This window comes from Staphylococcus sp. FSL W8-1207, assembly GCF_038003745.1.
Lineage (GTDB): Bacteria > Bacillota > Bacilli > Staphylococcales > Staphylococcaceae > Staphylococcus > Staphylococcus equorum.
Genome location: NZ_JBBOPU010000003.1, coordinates 42,136 through 60,266, shown reverse-complemented (window position 1 = coordinate 60,266; position 18,131 = coordinate 42,136). Strand labels below are relative to the sequence as shown.

General features: G+C 32.6%; 14 protein-coding genes and 1 pseudogene. 12 read left to right on the top strand and 3 right to left on the bottom strand.

Features of this window, described 5'->3' with window-relative positions:
- Positions 1-84: 84 nt before the first annotated feature.
- Positions 85-636 (bottom strand): choline uptake/conversion transcriptional regulator CudC, encoded by a 552-nt coding sequence (gene cudC / locus NSR03_RS12165; protein ID WP_002506525.1) that lies wholly within the window; start codon positions 634-636, stop codon positions 85-87.
- A gap of 202 nt (positions 637-838) precedes the next feature.
- Here cudC and betB point away from each other — a divergent pair, with 202 nt between their 5' ends.
- From betB to NSR03_RS12145, 4 genes are all read left to right on the top strand, one after another.
- Positions 839-2,332 (top strand): betaine-aldehyde dehydrogenase, encoded by a 1,494-nt coding sequence (gene betB, locus NSR03_RS12160; RefSeq protein WP_002506526.1) that lies wholly within the window; start codon positions 839-841, stop codon positions 2,330-2,332.
- A gap of 59 nt (positions 2,333-2,391) precedes the next feature.
- Complete coding sequence (gene betA / locus NSR03_RS12155) at positions 2,392-4,074, top strand: choline dehydrogenase (protein ID WP_002506527.1); 1,683 nt, start codon at positions 2,392-2,394, stop codon at positions 4,072-4,074.
- A 249-nt stretch (positions 4,075-4,323) separates the two neighbouring features.
- Positions 4,324-4,647: a DMT family transporter gene (locus NSR03_RS12150; protein ID WP_002506528.1), complete on the top strand. Its 324-nt coding sequence runs from the start codon at positions 4,324-4,326 to the stop codon at positions 4,645-4,647.
- A gap of 225 nt (positions 4,648-4,872) precedes the next feature.
- Positions 4,873-5,448 carry a GNAT family N-acetyltransferase gene (locus NSR03_RS12145; protein ID WP_002506529.1) on the top strand — a complete coding sequence of 192 codons (576 nt, stop codon included), beginning with the start codon at positions 4,873-4,875 and terminating at the stop codon, positions 5,446-5,448.
- 67 nt (positions 5,449-5,515) lie between these two features.
- Here the strand turns inward: NSR03_RS12145 and NSR03_RS12140 are convergent, their stop codons facing one another.
- Complete coding sequence (locus NSR03_RS12140) at positions 5,516-7,678, bottom strand: bifunctional glycosyltransferase/CDP-glycerol:glycerophosphate glycerophosphotransferase (protein ID WP_081329718.1); 2,163 nt, start codon at positions 7,676-7,678, stop codon at positions 5,516-5,518.
- 506 nt (positions 7,679-8,184) lie between these two features.
- Between NSR03_RS12140 and NSR03_RS12135 the strand changes: the two genes are divergently transcribed.
- From NSR03_RS12135 to NSR03_RS12120, 4 genes and pseudogenes are all read left to right on the top strand, one after another.
- Entirely contained in the window at positions 8,185-8,631 is a 447-nt protein-coding gene (locus NSR03_RS12135) for a GNAT family N-acetyltransferase (protein WP_230456593.1), read from the top strand.
- A 235-nt stretch (positions 8,632-8,866) separates the two neighbouring features.
- Entirely contained in the window at positions 8,867-9,493 is a 627-nt protein-coding gene (locus NSR03_RS12130) for a nitroreductase family protein (RefSeq protein ID WP_002506533.1), read from the top strand.
- Positions 9,494-9,917: 424 nt separating this feature from the next.
- A pseudogene (locus tag NSR03_RS12125) lies at positions 9,918-10,100 on the top strand (IS5/IS1182 family transposase); the annotation flags it as partial.
- A 119-nt stretch (positions 10,101-10,219) separates the two neighbouring features.
- Positions 10,220-11,362, top strand: a complete 1,143-nt coding sequence (locus tag NSR03_RS12120) for a CapA family protein (protein WP_021338864.1) — start codon at positions 10,220-10,222, stop codon at positions 11,360-11,362.
- A gap of 92 nt (positions 11,363-11,454) precedes the next feature.
- Here NSR03_RS12120 and NSR03_RS12115 read toward each other — a convergent pair whose 3' ends face one another.
- The gene (locus NSR03_RS12115) at positions 11,455-12,396 is read right to left on the bottom strand and encodes a nucleoside hydrolase (RefSeq protein ID WP_021338863.1); all 942 of its coding nucleotides are present in this window, start codon (positions 12,394-12,396) and stop codon (positions 11,455-11,457) included.
- A gap of 364 nt (positions 12,397-12,760) precedes the next feature.
- Here NSR03_RS12115 and NSR03_RS12110 point away from each other — a divergent pair, with 364 nt between their 5' ends.
- The 4 genes from NSR03_RS12110 (at position 12,761) to NSR03_RS12095 (ending at position 18,126) form a co-directional block, all read left to right on the top strand.
- Entirely contained in the window at positions 12,761-14,158 is a 1,398-nt protein-coding gene (locus NSR03_RS12110) for an MFS transporter (RefSeq protein WP_002506537.1), read from the top strand.
- Positions 14,159-14,445: 287 nt separating this feature from the next.
- Complete coding sequence (locus NSR03_RS12105; protein WP_069802635.1) at positions 14,446-15,993, top strand: DUF6583 family protein; 1,548 nt, start codon at positions 14,446-14,448, stop codon at positions 15,991-15,993.
- Between the two features lie 46 nt (positions 15,994-16,039).
- On the top strand, positions 16,040-17,206 hold the full coding sequence (locus NSR03_RS12100) for an ABC transporter permease (RefSeq protein WP_002506539.1): 1,167 nt from the start codon (positions 16,040-16,042) through the stop codon (positions 17,204-17,206).
- On the top strand, positions 17,203-18,126 hold the full coding sequence (locus NSR03_RS12095; protein ID WP_340719236.1) for an ABC transporter permease: 924 nt from the start codon (positions 17,203-17,205) through the stop codon (positions 18,124-18,126). The genes NSR03_RS12100 and NSR03_RS12095 overlap by 4 nt, the downstream gene beginning before the upstream one ends.
- Positions 18,127-18,131 lie beyond the last annotated feature (5 nt).

Here is an 18,131-nt window from a genome sequence, read left to right as displayed (position 1 = left end):
AAAAATGACAGCTAGATTTCTAAGAAAGAATCTAACTGCCATTTTTATAGTTGTAAAACTTCTCTTGAAGCATTGAAATAAGTGTTATTTCTTATTTTCGGGAATTGGGAAGTATTTAAATATTTCTCCACTTTCGATTGCTTGGCCTAAATTATCTAACCAATCATAGTAGGGTAATGTATCGATTAATTGTGCTTTGACTTCGCTAGCTTCTGTCTTAGTCGCTGCATCAGCATTTTTGTCGTTGATGACCTTATCAAGTATAGCTACTGAATCATAAACAGCCTCAGAGTTAATTACAATTTCTCTTTTCCATTTGCGGGTAAAGAAGTTACTAAAGAAATTGAAAAAGTCTTTTTCAGCAATGAAATGTTGTTTTCTACTGCCGCGTGTAAACTGTTGTTTGACAAGATCGAATTCTTGGAGCCTTTTTACTCCAGCACTCATGCTAGGTTTGCTCATTTGTAGTTGTTCACGCATTTCATCTAATGTCATGCTGTCTTCAAAGAGCATAGTACCAAATAAATTACCTACACTTCTGTTAATCCCGTATAAGTCCATCGTTTCACCAATTGCATTGATAACGATGTCTTTTGCTTCATCCAATTGCTTATCAGGGTTGTTTGAATGTACCACGATGTACACCTCCGATAATTTTTTATACGAATTTAAGATATTGATGATTAAGTAATGCAAAATAATTACATTTTTATAATTATACAAATCCCTAATCAGCTTATAACTAAACTCGTTTGACACCCTTTCAATTACTATGCTAACATAAAGCTTGTAAAATTCGTTAAATAAAAATTTAACAAACTTAACGGAGGTAATTTTCATGGAACTTTTAAATCAATTATCTCGTCGTCAATATATTGATGGTGAGTGGGTAAATAGCTCGAACGAAGAAACAAGAAAAATTATTAATCCATATAATCAAGAAGTCATTTTTGAAGTCGCAGAAGGTACTTCGGAAGATAGTGAACGTGCCATTTTAGCTGCGAGAAATGCATTTGAAGGTAGCGAATGGTCTCAAGAAACAAGTGAATCTAGAGGCAAAAAAGTTGGCGCAATTGCTGACTTAATCGTTGAACACCGTGAAGAATTAGCAAGACTTGAAACATTAGATACAGGTAAAACATTAGAAGAATCTTATGCGGACATGGACGACATTGCGAATGTATTTAATTATTTTGCTGGTTTAGCAGATAAAGATGGTGGCGAAATAATAGATTCACCAATCCCTAATACTGAAAGTAAAGTGATAAAAGAACCAGTAGGCGTTGTCACACAAATCACACCTTGGAACTATCCTTTACTACAAGCTTCATGGAAGATTGCTCCAGCATTAGTTACAGGCTGTACGCTTGTTATGAAGCCGAGTGAAATCACACCGCTAACAACAATTCGTGTATTTGAATTGATGGCGGAAGTGGGGTTCCCTAAAGGTGTAATTAACTTAGTCTTAGGTAAAGGTTCAGAAGTAGGAGAGCCGTTATCATCGCATAAAGAAGTAGACTTAGTATCTTTCACAGGTGGTATTCAAACAGGAAAACATATTATGAAACAAGCTGCTAATCACGTAACGAATGTTGCATTAGAGCTTGGTGGTAAAAATCCTAATATTATTTTCGATGATGCTGATTTTGATCTTGCAGTCGATCAAGCTTTGAATGGTGGGTTTTTCCATGCAGGACAAGTATGTTCTGCTGGGGCAAGAATCTTAGTACACAACGATATCAAAGATAAATTTGAAGCAGCATTAATTGAAAGAATTAAAAATATTAAATTAGGTGATGGATTTAATCCAGAAACCGAAATGGGTCCAGTTATTTCAGCTGAGCACAGAGAAAAAATCGAAAAATATATGGAAGTTGCAAAATCGGAAAACGCAACAATTGCGATTGGCGGTAAAAGACCAGAACGTGAAGACTTACAAGATGGTTTCTTTTTTGAACCAACTGTCATTACAGATTGTGATACTTCAATGCGTATTGTACAAGAAGAAGTGTTTGGTCCAGTTGTAACAATTGAAGGCTTTTCAACAGAAGCAGAAGCAATCGAACTAGCAAATGATTCAATTTATGGTTTAGCAGGTGGCGTATTCACTTCAGATATCGGTAAAGCTGAACGTGTTGTTAATAAATTGAAAATGGGTACGGTTTGGATTAATGACTTCCATCCATACTTTGCACAAGCACCATGGGGCGGTTATAAACAATCAGGCATTGGTAGAGAACTTGGTAAAGAAGGTTTAGCAGAATATCAAGTTGAGAAACATATTCTACGTAATACGAACCCAGAGCCAGTAAATTGGTTTGGTAAACAATAGGTAATTTACACACAAATACAAAATATTAATAATTAAAAATTTAGGAGGTTTTATCAAAAATGAAAAAATCGTATGATTATATCATTATTGGTGGTGGCAGTGCCGGTTCGGTACTTGGTGGCCGTTTAAGTGAAGATGCATCTAAAGATGTACTTGTATTAGAAGCTGGACGTAGTGACTATTCTTGGGATTTATTAATTCAAATGCCAGCAGCATTAATGTATCCAGCAGGGAATAAACTATATGACTGGATTTATGAAACAAATGCAGAACCACATATGGGTGGACGTAAAGTTGGACATGCGCGTGGTAAAGTATTAGGTGGTTCAAGTTCCATTAACGGTATGATTTACCAACGTGGTAACCCAATGGATTATGAAAAATGGGCACAACCAAAAGGCATGGAATCATGGGATTATGCGCATTGTTTACCATACTTTAAACGTTTGGAAACAACATTTGGTTCTACTAAAGATGATCAGTATCGTGGTCACCACGGTCCAATTAAATTAAGACGTGGACCTGCTAAAAACCCGTTATTCCAAGCGTTTTTCAATGCTGGTGTTGACGCTGGTTATAATAAAACACCAGACGTTAATGGTTTCCGTCAAGAAGGATTTGGTCCTTTTGATAGCCAAGTGCATAACGGTAGACGTGTTTCAGCATCAAGAGCTTACTTACATCCAGCTATGAAACGTAAAAACTTAGATGTGCAAACACGTGCGTTTGTAACTAAATTAAATTTTGAAGGTAATAAAGTAACTGGTGTAACATTCAAGAAGAATGGTAAAGAACATACAGTGAATGCGAAAGAAGTTATTTTATCTGGTGGCGCAATTAACTCTCCACAATTATTACAATTATCTGGTATTGGTGATACAGAACACCTACGTTCAGTTGGTGTTGAACCTCGTCTACATTTACCAGGTGTTGGGGAAAACTTTGAAGACCATTTAGAAGTATACGTGCAACATGCATGTAAACAACCCGTTTCAATGCAACCTAGCCTTAACAAATTGAAAATGCCATTCATTGGCTTACAATGGATTTTAGGTCGTAAAGGTGCAGCAGCATCTAACCACTTCGAAGGTGGCGGATTTGTACGTTCAAATGATGATGTAGATTATCCAAACTTAATGTTCCACTTCTTGCCAATCGCGGTAAGATACGATGGTACGAAAGCACCACATGCTCATGGTTACCAAGTACACGTAGGACCAATGTATTCTAACTCTCGTGGTTACTTGAAGATTAAGTCTAAAGATCCATTTGAAAAACCAGATTTCGTATTTAATTACTTATCTACAGAAGAAGATAAACGTGAATGGGTTGAAGCAATCAAAGTAGCTAGAAACATCTTGTCTCAAAAATCATTAGATCCATTTAATGGTGGAGAAATTTCTCCAGGACCTGAAGTACAAACAGATGAAGAAATCATTGAATGGGTAAAACGTGACGGCGAAACTGCATTACACCCATCATGTAGCTGTAGAATGGGACCAGCATCAGACGAAATGTCAGTTGTTGATCCTGAAACATTCAAAGTACATGGTATGGAAAACTTACGTGTTGTAGATGCATCTGTAATGCCACGTACTACAAACGGAAATATCCACTCACCTGTATTAATGATGGCAGAAAAAGCATCAGACATTATCCGTGGTAAAAAACCTATGGAACCAGAATATATCGATTTCTATCGTCATGGTGTACATGACAAAGATGCAGGAACAGTAAAATAAAAGAAATGAACAAATATATAATTTGAAATAACAACTGGTGAAGTCATAAATTCAATGATTTTCACCAGTTTCTTATTATTTGTAGGTGTTAAAGTGATACTATTTTAGAGTTGGAAATGGCAAAGTGAACAATTGCTACAATAGTAAAAAAGACTTTGATATTGATTAAATAGAAGTAGAGCGATTGTTAAAAAGGTTAATATAAAAACGATTAACTTTCCAAGTGCTTCGATTTAGGAAAGGAGTATTATGGCTTATTTATATTTAGTGATTGCTATTATTACTGAAGTAACAGGAACCGTTTCACTCAAGGCTTCTGAAGGCTTTAGTAAATTATACCCAAGTTTATCAGCAACTGTCTCATTTATTATTTGCTTTTATTTTTTTAGTTTAGCTATGAAATATCTACCATTAGGCTTAAGTTATGCCACTTGGGCTGGTTTGGGATTAATATTGAGTACAGTACTCGCAGTTGTTTTATTTAATGAAAATCTAAATCTCACAGGTATTATAGCAATCGTGTTTATACTCATAGGTATTGTATTGTTGAATACGATAGGTGTTTCAAAATAAGGAAGTATAGATTTGAATAACATCCTAGATAAGTATAGATATTTTCACTGTCACCAAAAATGTATGATTTTTTGGTTGGCAGTTTTTTTATGTTTTTCATAAATTTATAATGTGCATAATATATAAATTTTTATTTGAAGTTGTAATATGTGTTTTTATGATGGGAATAAGGCTATTATAAATATAAGTTGATATAACAAATTTAAAGATGTGGGGTGTGGCAGGATGGAAAATATTAAAGTACAAATGATGAGAACCCAGTTAGACGACATACCACAGTATGATGTGCCTAAAGGTTTTGTCATTAGGAAATTCCGTAAAGGCGATGAAAAATTATGGGCTTATATAGAAACGCTAGCAGGTGAGTTTACAACTGAGGAAATGGCATTAGAGAGGTTTAATAAAGAATTTGGGAATCATGTAACAGAGATGGAACAACGTTGTATCTTCATTGAAAATGAACAGCGAGAAGTTGTGGGTACGACAACTGCGTGGTATGGCTATTTAGGTGATGATACTCAAATGATGGGGAGGATTCATTGGGTGGGTATTATACCACCATATCAAGGAAAAAAGTTATCTAAACCATTACTTAGTGCAGCCATGAATATTTTAGCGTTATATCATGATAAAGCTTATTTAACTTCACAAACGATTAGTTATAAAGCCATCAATATGTATCTTGAGTTTGGTTTTAAACCTGTACAATTAGATGATAATTATCACAAAGCTTGGCAGTTATTAGCTCAAAAATTAAATGAAAATAGGGGCGGAAATAAGCAATCAAAATTTGAAATTTGATTGCTTATTTCCGCCCCACAAGGCTAATTTAAAATGGAATACAAGAGCTGAAACATTTATCTAAGAACTACTTGTCTTGTCGACCAGTAATTAAATCAGAAATTGCTTTAGACGATTTACCATCTTCTAATGAACAAAAATCATTATAGAAAGTGTCGATTTTATCTTTGTAATCTACTTTTACTTGGTCTAAATTTTTCAAATCATCAGCTAATTTATAAGCATCTTGATAAATTGGACCTGGTAAATCTTTATGATAATCAAGATAGAAACCACGTAAATCTTGACCATATTTATCTAAATCATAAGCGAAAAAGAATTGCGGTCTTTTTAGTACGCCGTAATCAAACATGACTGATGAATAATCCGTGATTAAACAATCTGAAATTAAGTATAATTCAGAGATGTCACTGTAATTTGAAACATCAATTGCAAACTCTTCATAACCCCTTAAATCAAGAGCATTAGAAATTAAATAATGCATTCTTAATAAAATTACATATTCATCACCTAATTGCTCATGTAAGTTATCTAAGTCAATTTTCAAATCAAACAAGTATTTACCTTTTTTAACAAATTCGTCATCTCTCCATGTAGGAGCATACATAATTACTTTCTTATCTTCGGGTAAATTTAAATTTTCTTTGATTTCTTGAAGATATGCTTCGTCTTGTGAGCGATTAACTAAAACGTCATTTCTAGGATAACCAATTTCGAGAATTTGTTCTGGACTCATCCAGAACGCTGTTTCAAATATTTTTGATGAATAAGCATTTGGTGAAACGAGATAATCCCAACGATTTGTTTCTTCTCTGAAATTGCGTTTATAACGATCTGTTGTTGTTCCAGGCATACGAATGACCTTCATATCGTTTGCTAAGCGTTTTAATGGTGTACCATGCCAAGTTTGGATATAGACTTGGTTAGGTTTTTTATTTAGAAACAGTGGGAGCCTAGCATTTGATACCCAGTATTTTGCTCTAGAATAAGCATCGTAGTATGCTTTAGAATTCTTTCTAACTTTTTTTGCAGGCCCTGGTATTTGTACGCTGTTAGGCTTTTTTAATACCCATATAAATTCATAATTTGGATGATGTTTCATCATATATTCATAAACATATTTAGGACTATCGCTGTAATTTTTACCACCAAAAGCTTCAAATACGATTGTTTTTGGATTTACTTTATCTTCAGAATCAGTTAATTGATAAAGCGCACGATGTTTATTTTTTCTACGTAAAACAACATTTTTAGCTAATCTAGCTTTATTTCTAAACTGATTAATTTTAAATGCTGATTTTCTCTTATTAAACATAAGCATGAGCGCTTCTGCGATAAATAAAGATTTTTCATTTTTGAAAATTGTAGGAAATAGTTTTCTCGTTACGCTTGGTAATAACTCACTATTTTGTTCGTATCTTTCAGGTGTTTTTCTTAATGAAGGTTCAAACGAATATTTAAATAAACTTTTCATTTTATTTTTTATGAAACGCTTGTTTTCCTTTAAAGGCGCACGTTGAATAGAATCTGAAAAACTATAAACATAATCATTGAAGACAATACCGAAATCTTGCTTAGATAATCTTGGTTTTAAGAATGGGTCGTAAACTTCGCCTTTGATATAAAATGGGAAGCGACTCACACGTACAAAACCATTTGAATATTTTATAAAATCTAATATGAATGACCAGTCAATAAAGACATCTAATCCTTCATTGAACTGTAGATTATGCCCACGTGCGATAGCGGTTTTAAAGACAATATTACACGCTGAATTTTTGCGTAAAAATTGATTTGATTTAGTTTTTGTATCTAAATATTCCACACGCACTAAGTCTTGGTCTATATATTGTGGTATATCCAGTGTAAATGAATGTATTGGTGAAATAAGTGCATCAAATTGATTTATTTTTTTCATATAAAATGCAAGTGCATAAGAAGCTAAATAATCATCTGAATCAATGAATATAAAATATGGTGCATCTACTTCTTGCATGGCAATATTTCTTGCATGTGCATGACCTGTATTTTGTTGTAAATCAATTTCTTTTATTGGTATATCCCAATTTGCAATACTTTGTGTTGCAATTGTTTTTGAATTATCAGTTGAACCATCATTAACTAAAATTAACTCGAAATCTTGAAATCTTTGTTTTTTAAGACTAGTTAAACAACTTTCTATATAGTCTTCTGAGTTGTAATAAGTCACTATGACAGATATGGACTTCATTATTTATTCCCTCTTTTTTTAAAATTTTCTCTTTATATTTTGATATAAGGTAGAATATATCGAACTTTTTATAATATTTTCGGCTATTGATTATAGCTTTGTAAGTTATTTAAATGCTCTATTAAGAAACAATGGTAATCAATCATCAGATGATCTGTTGATTGTAAAGCATCCATTGTATCATGTACAGTATTCACTATAAAAAATAGGTCTTTGTATATTGCAAAAACCTTCTTGATAATATAGTGAAGTCGCCTGTAATTAATGGTATATAGATAAAGTCACTATCCTATTTTACTATAAAAATTCAATATATACAGTAGTTAAGAAGAATTATATGGATATTAAATTTTTTGAATAATAAAGTTTTTATTTTGCAAAGCCTTGAAATTAAATTATTTTGATTTAGGGTATTGTCAAAGTAATAAAAATTATTTGAATTGTAAAGTGATATAACAATGATTGTAAGTATTTACAAAGCAAGTGTGTTGCAGAAAGGGTGCGTAATGATGACAATTAGAAAAGCAAACCAAGAAGAGTTGAAAATAATCAATGAAACGGTACCGACCGTGTTTAAAGAAGCAATAACAGCAGAGTTTGACTTATCAGATCATGCGATGAGATCAGCGTCAAAACAATTAATAAATGAAGGTGCTGAGTATTATGTATTAATAGAAGAAGGACACATGAAAGGTTTCGTGCTTATAGATGACAAAACAGATTATTTTATTCAAGAAGAGTATGGTTTTATATATGAGTTGTATGTATTTGATGAATATAGAAGGCACGGGGTCGCTGAAGAATTAATACAATTTGTCGGCGAGTATTTTAAAGCGAAAAATATCAAAGAAGTAAGGCTGAATGTTTTTGCGAATAATTTTGCTAAAAAATTATACGAAAAAATGGGTTTCTGTGATAGAAATATAACTATGTCTATGCAAATAACAGATTAGAGTAATTTACGATTTTGCACTCGTGAAGTTTAAGTGGATGAATTGCATTTAATTAAAAAGAGTATAATAGATTTTTTGGAAAAGTGTATCCTTATATTAAGTTTTTGATGAAGTATTGTTAATGATTATTTAAGTTCTCGTTGGTATTCATTTCATTCTCAAACAGATGATTTGTAACTTGAAATAAATTGAGTATAATTTGTTTTTGTTAAAAATAGTTAAGGAGAAATGAATAATGATTAATAACGACTTTGAAGATATAGTAATGAATAGAAAATCTGTAAAACTTTTTGATGAGCAAGTCAAAATATCAACCTCAGAGATGGATGAAATGATTCAAAAAGCAACAAAGGCACCATCATCAGTCAATATGCAACCATGGCGCTTTTTAGTTGTAGAGAGTGAAGAAGGTAAAGATAAATTACGCCCGCTTATACGCTTTAATACACGTCAAAATGATTCTTCGTCCGCAATGGTAGTTATCTTTGGGGATATGCAAAGTCATGAATACGGTGAGGAAATCTATAATAACGCTGTCAAGCAAGGATTAATGCCCGAAGATGTGAAAGATGAATTACTTGGGAAAGTATTACCTTTCTATAGAAGTTTAGAAAAAACTGAAATGAACGATATTATAAAAATTGATAGTAGTCTAGCTGCTATGCAATTCATGTTAGTTGCCAGAGCTTATGGTTATGATACGAATCCAATAGGTGGATTTGAAAGTGATCAAATAGCCGCAGCCTTTGATATCGATTCAGAACGTTATGAACCTGTTATGATTATAGCAATAGGAAAAGCAAAAAATCCTGCTCATGGTTCATATCGTTTACCAGCAGAAACAATTACTAAGCACGTATAATATTATAAGCTGAATCCAATTGGGGCTGAGACATAAATATCCCATTCTCAAATTAAAAGCAGCAATCTATTAGTTTCTAATGGATTGCTGCTTTTCTATGTTAAAATATTCCGATTTTGAAAGCGCATGCTTGCCTGGGGTATGGGAGTGGGACAGAAATCTAATTTTTCTAATAAGATTTCGTCGTCCCACCCCGGCAAAGATGACTAGAAGTGAAACAAGCTTAATATTATACGCGCTTTCACTTCAGTCATCTACTGCCAATATAGCAATAGAGTTGAGATATTATTTGTTTTACAGACTCATACTATTCCCCTAGGCGTCAGAGCTTTATAAAATCGGTACAATTATATAAATTTATAAAAAAATTAGCCACTTTCGTATAATAAAGTTACTCTAACATAACTTTAAAACGAGGTGTCTTATGTATAAAACTTATAATATGACTCAGTTAACACTACCAATGGAAACTGAAATTTTGATTCCTAACAATGATATCGCACATGCAGTTAATCAAATTGTTGAAACAATTCTAGAAACAGAATTCTACGAATTCAATCACTATGAAGAACTCATACAAACAGAGATTTTACCTAAGCTCTTATTATATTGTTAAGGAAGTTTGAGTATATTGTAAATCCTCTATAATATTTTGAGATATTTAATTATAATAGAATTAATATATGTAAAGTGAAACTTATTTGAAATGGTCAAAGGGGGGAAGCTATGTGGAAATATAGAATAATGATGACAATGTTATTTACTGTTTTTATATTTTTTAGTGGATTATGCTTGCATGACCAAAAGCAATTAGTAGATAAAGTTTCATTTTATGCAGTTGGAGATAATTTAATTCATCCAGTAGTTTATCAGGATGCGTTACAAGTTGATGGTAATTTCGACTTTAAACCTATGTATGAATACTTAGAAAAAGATATTGAATCTGCAGATATTTCTTATATAAATCAAGAATCACCAATTGGTGGAGATGAAAAAGGATTTTCAGGCTTCAAACAATTTAATACGCCGACGGATATAGCGGATGATATCGTTGATGTGGGATTTGACATTGTTAACGGTTCGAATAACCATACGCTTGATCAAGGAACCGATGGATTGCGGAATGAGATAAATTTATGGAAACAATTTGACGATATCTTATATACTGGCGCGTTTAATTCACAAAAAGCGAGAGATCATATACCTGTTGTTGAGAGAAATGGAATCAAAGTTGCAATATTAAGTTATACATATGGCACAAATGATATTTCTCCTGAAAAACCGTATCATATCAATTATTTTGATGAAGCTCAGATTAAAGAAGATGTAGCGAAAGCTAAAACACAAAGTGATGCGGTTATTGTGTCGGCACATTGGGGAAGTGAAGGCAAACATGAACCAACGCGTAAACAGAATAAATATGCTGAAGTATTTGCAAATGCAGGCGTAGATGTTGTAATTGGGACACATCCTCACGTCATTCAACCTATAGAATGGGTAAAAGGAAAAGACAATCATAAGACGCTAATAGCTTATTCCCTGGGAAATTTTTTGAATGGGCAAAGTACAGGTGATGAAAGTAATGTATTAGGAGGTAATATTCGTTTTAATATTGAGAAATTGCCCAAGGGCGTAACGATTAAAAATGTTAAATGGCAGTCTTTAATTACGCATTATGAAATAGCCAATCCACTTGATGACAACACACGACATAGTTTTAAAATGTATCCACTTAAAAGATACGATGATAAGTTAGCAAAACGCCACGCACTAAGCTATGATGACGAAAATGATGTTACGAAAGAACGTTTAGAAACAATTACTAAAGATGTCATCGATAAACAATATTTAACTCCGGATAGTTATTAATATAGGTCTGTTAAAAATATTTTAATGATTAGAGGGATCTTCCAAAAAATTGGAAATCCCTTTTTTTTATGAGTAAAACTATTATTTACTTTTTAGTGTATGACTTTTTTAGCTAAATCAGTGATGTATTTGAAGAAAGCGTCATGTTCAACGTGATCTACTAGTGAAATAGGTCTACCATTCACATCGTCAATATACGTTTGTCCTTGGCTAGCTCCTTCAGTATGTACAGACACATTCACACTGTGTTGTTGAACAAGTTCAGGCATGCCAACGTAAGCTGTTGTTAATACGTCCCATAAGAAGTAAGTGGAATTCGTTTGGAAGTGTGTTAATGGTGGGACAGCAGCATAGCTTACACCTAAGAAGTCTACACCAGGATAATGACGTTCGTTTGCCCATGCTTGTCTAACATCCCATGTCATAGGTACTTGATTCGTGCTTTCTAAAGCTACCATTTCTATTTTGATATTCGTATCAAATACAATTTGCACAGCTTCGGGATCCCAAAAAGCATTCCATTCAGCTGTTCCATCATGTTCAGGTTCTTCAACGTTACCTTTATCTAAAAATGTACCCCCCATCCATACAAGGCAATCGATATTCTGAACAATAGTAGGCTCTACTGTGATAGCTTTGGCTAAATCTGTTAAGGGACCTGTAAAAAGTAAAGTGACTTTTTGGGACGGAGCTTGTAATTTAACTATAATATCTTGGTAGGCAGGTTGCTTTAATAATAAAGAGTGTTGGTTTGATGGTTCATTTAAAATAGGTAACGCATCCATAAAAAATGCGTGCATACGCCAATCTTTTGGAAAAGGATGTTTACCGCGCTCTTTTGAAGCGGCAACATGTATTGGTTGGTCAGAGAAGCGGTTAATTATTTTTTGAGATGCACTTACTGCTGGTTCGATATAACTATCTGCACCAATTGCGCTTACACCAATAAGCTCTATATCATCCATTTGTATTAATAGAAATAATGAAATGAGATCATCTACACCACCATCATGGTTAAAGTAAATTTGTTTCATAATTTGAATGCCTCCATATGTTCATTTTATGAGGCTATTATACCAAAGAAAACAATATGTAGCGTTCTGAAAAATTAATTTAAGAATGATTTTTGGGGTGTAAAAAGTATTTATATAACATAATGTGATTTAAAATAAACTGTTTTTGTTTAATTGAATTAATTTTAAAATCCATAAAGTCCAATGTTATGGGAATTATAATGAATATAGAGATTAAAGTAGGTCACTGTATCGCTTTGATATATAAGTAATTATGCATTTTAAATGTAAAATACAAGGAACATTAAATCTAAATTGTTTAAAAATTTGTACACAGGTTATGTTATGTTATATTGATAGACAAAAATTAAGGGGTGTTTTTTTTGTGAAGTTTAAAAAAGAAAAAGTTAATAGGGTAGATTCCGATCAAGCTAAAAAAAGTGTAGTTGCCACAGGTATTGGTAACGCAATTGAGTGGTTTGACTTCGGGTTATATGCGCAATTAGCGGTAGTTATAAGTGCCAATTTCTTTGGTAATTTACCGCAAGAGATGCAAATTGTATCTACATTTGCTGTATTTGCTTTTGCATTTATAGTACGACCGATTGGTGGTATCTTCTTCAGTCATATAGGGGACAAATATGGACGGAAAGTTGTATTATCATCAACAATATTACTTATGGCAGCTTCAACATTGATGCTTGGGTTACTACCAACGCAAGATCAAATTGGTATATGGGCGCCAATTCTATTACTTGTAGTACGTATGATTCAGTCATTTTCAACTGGTGGAGAGTACGCTGGTGCGATGACCTACATAGCAGAATCATCGCCAGATAAAGCACGTGGTAAGTTAGGTAGTGGATTAGAAATTGGTACACTCGCAGGTAGTATTATGGCGGCGGCCCTAGCTGGTTTGATGTATGCATTGTTAAGCGATCAACAAATGGCAGACTGGGGTTGGAGAATTCCATTTATCCTTGCTGCGCCATTAGGTATCGTAGGTATCTTCTTGCGTACAGGATTAGACGAAAGTCCTGCTTATGAATCGACATTAGAAGAACAAGAAGAATTAGAATATTCTTATTTAGATATATTTAAATATTATTGGAAAGATATCATCGTTTGTTTCGCAGGTGTCGCATTCTTAAATGTGGCTAATTACATGGTGTTATCCTTTATGCCATCGTACTTAAACTCAACCATTAACTTAGGGGGCACTATGAGTTCTATACTGAGTACGGTCACGATGTTAGTGATGATACCAGCTGTATTTTTCTTTGGTTGGTATAGTGATAAAGTTGGTAATAAGAATACAATTTTATTTGGTTTAATTGGCTTTAGTTTATTCTCTGTGCTTGCCTTCTGGCTCATGAGTATTCCAATGATACCAGTTGTTATCTTAGGATTATTTATCATCGCACTATTCATGTCAACATTTGAAGGCGTAATGCCATCGGTGTTACCAAGTATGTTCCATACAAAAGTGAGATTACGTACCTTGTCACTTGTTTATAATATTGGTGCTGCAATATTTGGTGGTTTAACACCGTTTATTTTATCAATGTTAGTACAAACGACAGGTCAAGAAATTTCACCTTCATATTATTTGATGTTTATTAACGTCATCGGACTTATCATTTTCTTAACAATGTTTAAATCAACATCAAACAAATCATTGAGAGGAAATTATCCAAACGTTGAAAATCAAGAAGAATATGAAGACGTAATTCAAAATCCTAAAGATGCACTTTGGTGGGAAGATGAAGTTAAAAAAGATTAATAAGGTGAATTATAAGAATTAAATAATTTCGAAAAGACGCAGTGCTTATTTATGAGCATTGCGTCTTTTTATATGATGAATCTTTAAAAGTGAGTTGTAATAATTTGTGCAATCGTCAATTAAGCACAATACATTGCACTTAATTAAATAATATCATCGGTATAAAAAGTATAAATATATAATTTAAAAAGATGCAAAAACTTATAAAAATTATCAAATTAATTAATTAATATTATAAGTTTTGTGATATTATAAAAGAAATAAAAGTTTATGGGAGGTTGGACGATATGTCAAAGACAGTGAAGATTGTCATAGCAGTCGTTATTGGGTTGTTACTCGTTGTTGGGATAGGCGGTGCAGCTGCTTATTATTTCATGAAAAATTCACCGAAGAACACATATTTATTAAGTGAGCAAGAAACCGCTAAGCAAATGCAAGAATACGCTAAAGACCGTTTTGAAAATGAATTTAAATTTCAAGACAAAATGAAAGATGAGTCATATTTAATTAGTTTAGATGCAAGTGCAGATGTACCAGAGAAATTACTTAAATCATCTGATATACCAAAATCTGCAGTAGATGCTTCTAAAATAGGATTTAAAATGGGACATGATCCTGAGAACGAAAAGTCAGTATTAGCATTAAACCCTACTGTAGCCGATAATGAAATTGGGGAATTTCAATGGGCAGCAGATGAGGATAATCAATACTACTCAGCACCAATTTTAGATGATGTTTACAAAGCTAAAAATGATGAACTCGTAGATGTTTATGAAAAATTAACGGGTGAAACAGTAAGTAGTTCATCAAGCAGTTCATCAAGCGATTTTTCAAGTAGCTCATCAAGTATGAACAGCAATAATTCAGCAATCACGAATGATACATTGAATTTAAATTCTCTATTATCTGGGACACAAATTTCACAAGAAAAAGTTGAAGAAATTAGTGAACGCTATAGTGAATTAATTATCGATAAACTTGATGATGATAATTTTGAAAAAGAAGACGATAAGATCGATGTTGATGGCGAAGAGAAAGATACGAATAAAGTAACAATGGATATTAGCAAAGCTGAAACGAAATCAATTTTGACAGCAGTTCTAGAAAAAGCTAAAGAAGATAAAGATATTAAAGGCATTGCAGAAGATCAATTTAATGCTGAAGAATATGATGATTCAATTGATGAGGCTTTAGAAGAAGTGAAAGATGCTGATAAAGATGAATTCCCAAGTATTAAATCTGTAATATGGGAAGATGACAATCAAATTCTTAAACGTGATTTAACATTGAAAGATAACAGCGGTGCTGAAATTAAATTAGAGGGTACAAGTCTAATCGATGATGACAAGTTAGTTATGGATTATAACGTATCTGCTGATGAGGCTAAGATTTCGCTTAAAGGTGAGTCAACAAAAGAAGATGATAAGTATGACGATAAATATACTTTAGGTTTTGATGATGGTATTAAAGAATCAGATATCAAAGTTACAAATAAAGAAACAGTGGACGGTAACAAACGTACTGATAAAGGTGATATCGAAATCAGTGCAAACTACGATGAAACTACAATTGAATATGAAAATAAATTAGAGACTGATGTGAAGAATAATTCACAAAAACAAGATCTTGACATTACTACTGAAGTTCAATATGAACCTGTTACAGTTAACATAAAAGGCGAAACTAAACTTAAAGAAGACATTAAGTTTGATAAAGCTGGTGCGAAAGATTTAAATACAATGTCTAACAGTGATTTCAGTAAATTACAAAAAGAAATTTCTGATAATGCTGAAGACATCTTGAAAGATGTTGTGAAAGATCTTGAAGATAAATAAGCATTATAAAAATTTAAACTAAAATATTAATGAAAGGAGTGGTTAAATGAGAACATTACAATTGTTTCGCATTTACCACTCCTTTTTATTGAAAAAATGGCATTTGTTTTTATATTTGGTGTTAATTATCATTGGTTTGTTTTCAGTCTTACTTGTCATACAACAATTTAACCAAGATGATTCCAAATTTAGAATTGGTGTTGTGGATCGCGATCAATCGACAGAAACTGCATTAATACTTAAATCGATGGGCAATGGCACAAACTTAGGCAAAGACATTAGTATCAAACGCTATAATAAACAAGAAGCACACCAATTGTTAAAAGCTCGGAAGTTAGAAGGATACTATGTGTTTGAAAAAGGGATGACTAAGTCATTTTATAAAAATGGTAACTTGCCTATTTCGGTTTATACATATGATAAACAATCGACTAAAAGTTTAGTCATTAATCAATTAACAGATTCAGTGTACAATCGTCTCATGTTGTCTATGGGTGGGGGACTTGCTTATACATCACTTGCAGAGGACGCTGGAAAAGAAGACACGATGCTTTTATTAACAGACTTATTGTTTACAGGGTTAAACCGTACAGGCGGTTTTGATTATCAACCTGTACAAATCTATGATACTGCGAGTTATTATGTGATAACTGGCTATTTAGCGTCTATTTTTATCTTCGCTTTATCGTTATTTTCAATTTTAAAAATGAATCAAGTAACAGCATTAAAATCTAGGTTAAGCATGTATCATTTTTCATTTGAGAAACTAACACTTATTCGAAGTTTATTTACATTATTTTATACGAGTATTTGGGCTGTAGTTGGCTTATTTTGGATGCTCAATGTATTGCCGAATGATTTTGAAAGCTACAATTGGTCTACTCTAGTAATTCAACTTATATATTATATCTTGATGCTGATAATCTGGCTGACGATTATTGATTTAATATCATTTAAATGGATGAATTATATTTTGAAAAGTATATTAAGTCTTGTGATTTTGCTGCTATCAGGCTTAATCATACCTACCATATATTTTAAGCATTTATTCAATGGTATTTTTACGACTCAACCATTTAGTTTTGTAACAAATCAAATGTTGGAAATCATATTAAATAATTACATTTTAGAAACGCCGCTTATGTTTTATATTAGCTTGCTATTATCATTTGTTGTATTAATATTTGTCATTGTCAGGAGGTATCGTAGATGATTCAACCTTACCTTTTTATCGTAGTCGTAAAACAGTGGAAACAATACGTGTTACTGACGATATTATTATTATTTACACTATTGGCAGTGTGGGGTGTGTACAAGACACTCAATCAATCATTTCAAATACCAGTTGCAGTCCAAGATCAAGAACGCTCGTCGTCATCTAAAAAATTGATTGAAGGTATAGATAATAATGAATTTGTGAAAATTGAGCATGTTCCGCTTGATGAATCATATATTGAGGAACGCGTTACTAGAAAAGAAGCGGTAGTGAGTTTACAAATACCAGAAAATTATAGTGACAAGTTGCATAGTAATAATTTAAAAAATGCACTAACCCTATATGGCAGAGATGACTTTATAGGTGATATTACGTTAGAAATGATTAGTCGTTCGTTGTATGAACAGCAAATACCTAATATAGTGAAGTCGCATTTAGAAGATAACGGTCGAGATTATTCGTTAAATACAGTTAATAAAAAATTAAATCAAGAAACACCAGAATCAAAGATAGCGCATTATGTTATTAATCATAGTTCTAATACTTCAATATCATTAAGTATTGTCTTTGCGATTTTATTATGTGTTAGCAGTGTTCAAATTGTGTTACATCAAAGATTGAAACAAAATGGAGCACTGGCAAGGTTATTTATGTTCCGCTATAGTCGACTTAAATTGTTTGGAACATATGCTATTGCACATACCATTATATTAATGATTTTTTTAAGTCTGACAACAATCGTATTTCAACAAAATTTATCATTGATATTTTATGTGAAATCGCTATTGGTTATTTTAATTTATGAATTGGGCGTAGTTTGGCTATTATTTAAAGTAAATACATTAAGTCATAGACTATTTATGACCCTTATATATGCACTAGTGATGAGTTTAATTTATATCTTCATACAATTATAGGAGTG

What these genes read in the sequence shown, in the direction of transcription:
- NSR03_RS12115 (WP_021338863.1), bottom strand. Translation starts at nt 12,396, where the DNA reads ATGAAACAAATTTACTTTAACCATGATGGTGGTGTAGATGATCTCATT.
- NSR03_RS12150 (WP_002506528.1), top strand. Translation starts at nt 4,324, where the DNA reads ATGGCTTATTTATATTTAGTGATTGCTATTATTACTGAAGTAACAGGA.
- NSR03_RS12135 (WP_230456593.1), top strand. Translation starts at nt 8,185, where the DNA reads ATGATGACAATTAGAAAAGCAAACCAAGAAGAGTTGAAAATAATCAAT.
- NSR03_RS12105 (WP_069802635.1), top strand. Translation starts at nt 14,446, where the DNA reads ATGTCAAAGACAGTGAAGATTGTCATAGCAGTCGTTATTGGGTTGTTA.
- NSR03_RS12100 (WP_002506539.1), top strand. Translation starts at nt 16,040, where the DNA reads ATGAGAACATTACAATTGTTTCGCATTTACCACTCCTTTTTATTGAAA.
- betB (WP_002506526.1), top strand. Translation starts at nt 839, where the DNA reads ATGGAACTTTTAAATCAATTATCTCGTCGTCAATATATTGATGGTGAG.
- NSR03_RS12145 (WP_002506529.1), top strand. Translation starts at nt 4,873, where the DNA reads ATGGAAAATATTAAAGTACAAATGATGAGAACCCAGTTAGACGACATA.
- NSR03_RS12140 (WP_081329718.1), bottom strand. Translation starts at nt 7,678, where the DNA reads ATGAAGTCCATATCTGTCATAGTGACTTATTACAACTCAGAAGACTAT.
- NSR03_RS12120 (WP_021338864.1), top strand. Translation starts at nt 10,220, where the DNA reads ATGTGGAAATATAGAATAATGATGACAATGTTATTTACTGTTTTTATA.
- NSR03_RS12130 (WP_002506533.1), top strand. Translation starts at nt 8,867, where the DNA reads ATGATTAATAACGACTTTGAAGATATAGTAATGAATAGAAAATCTGTA.
- betA (WP_002506527.1), top strand. Translation starts at nt 2,392, where the DNA reads ATGAAAAAATCGTATGATTATATCATTATTGGTGGTGGCAGTGCCGGT.
- NSR03_RS12095 (WP_340719236.1), top strand. Translation starts at nt 17,203, where the DNA reads ATGATTCAACCTTACCTTTTTATCGTAGTCGTAAAACAGTGGAAACAA.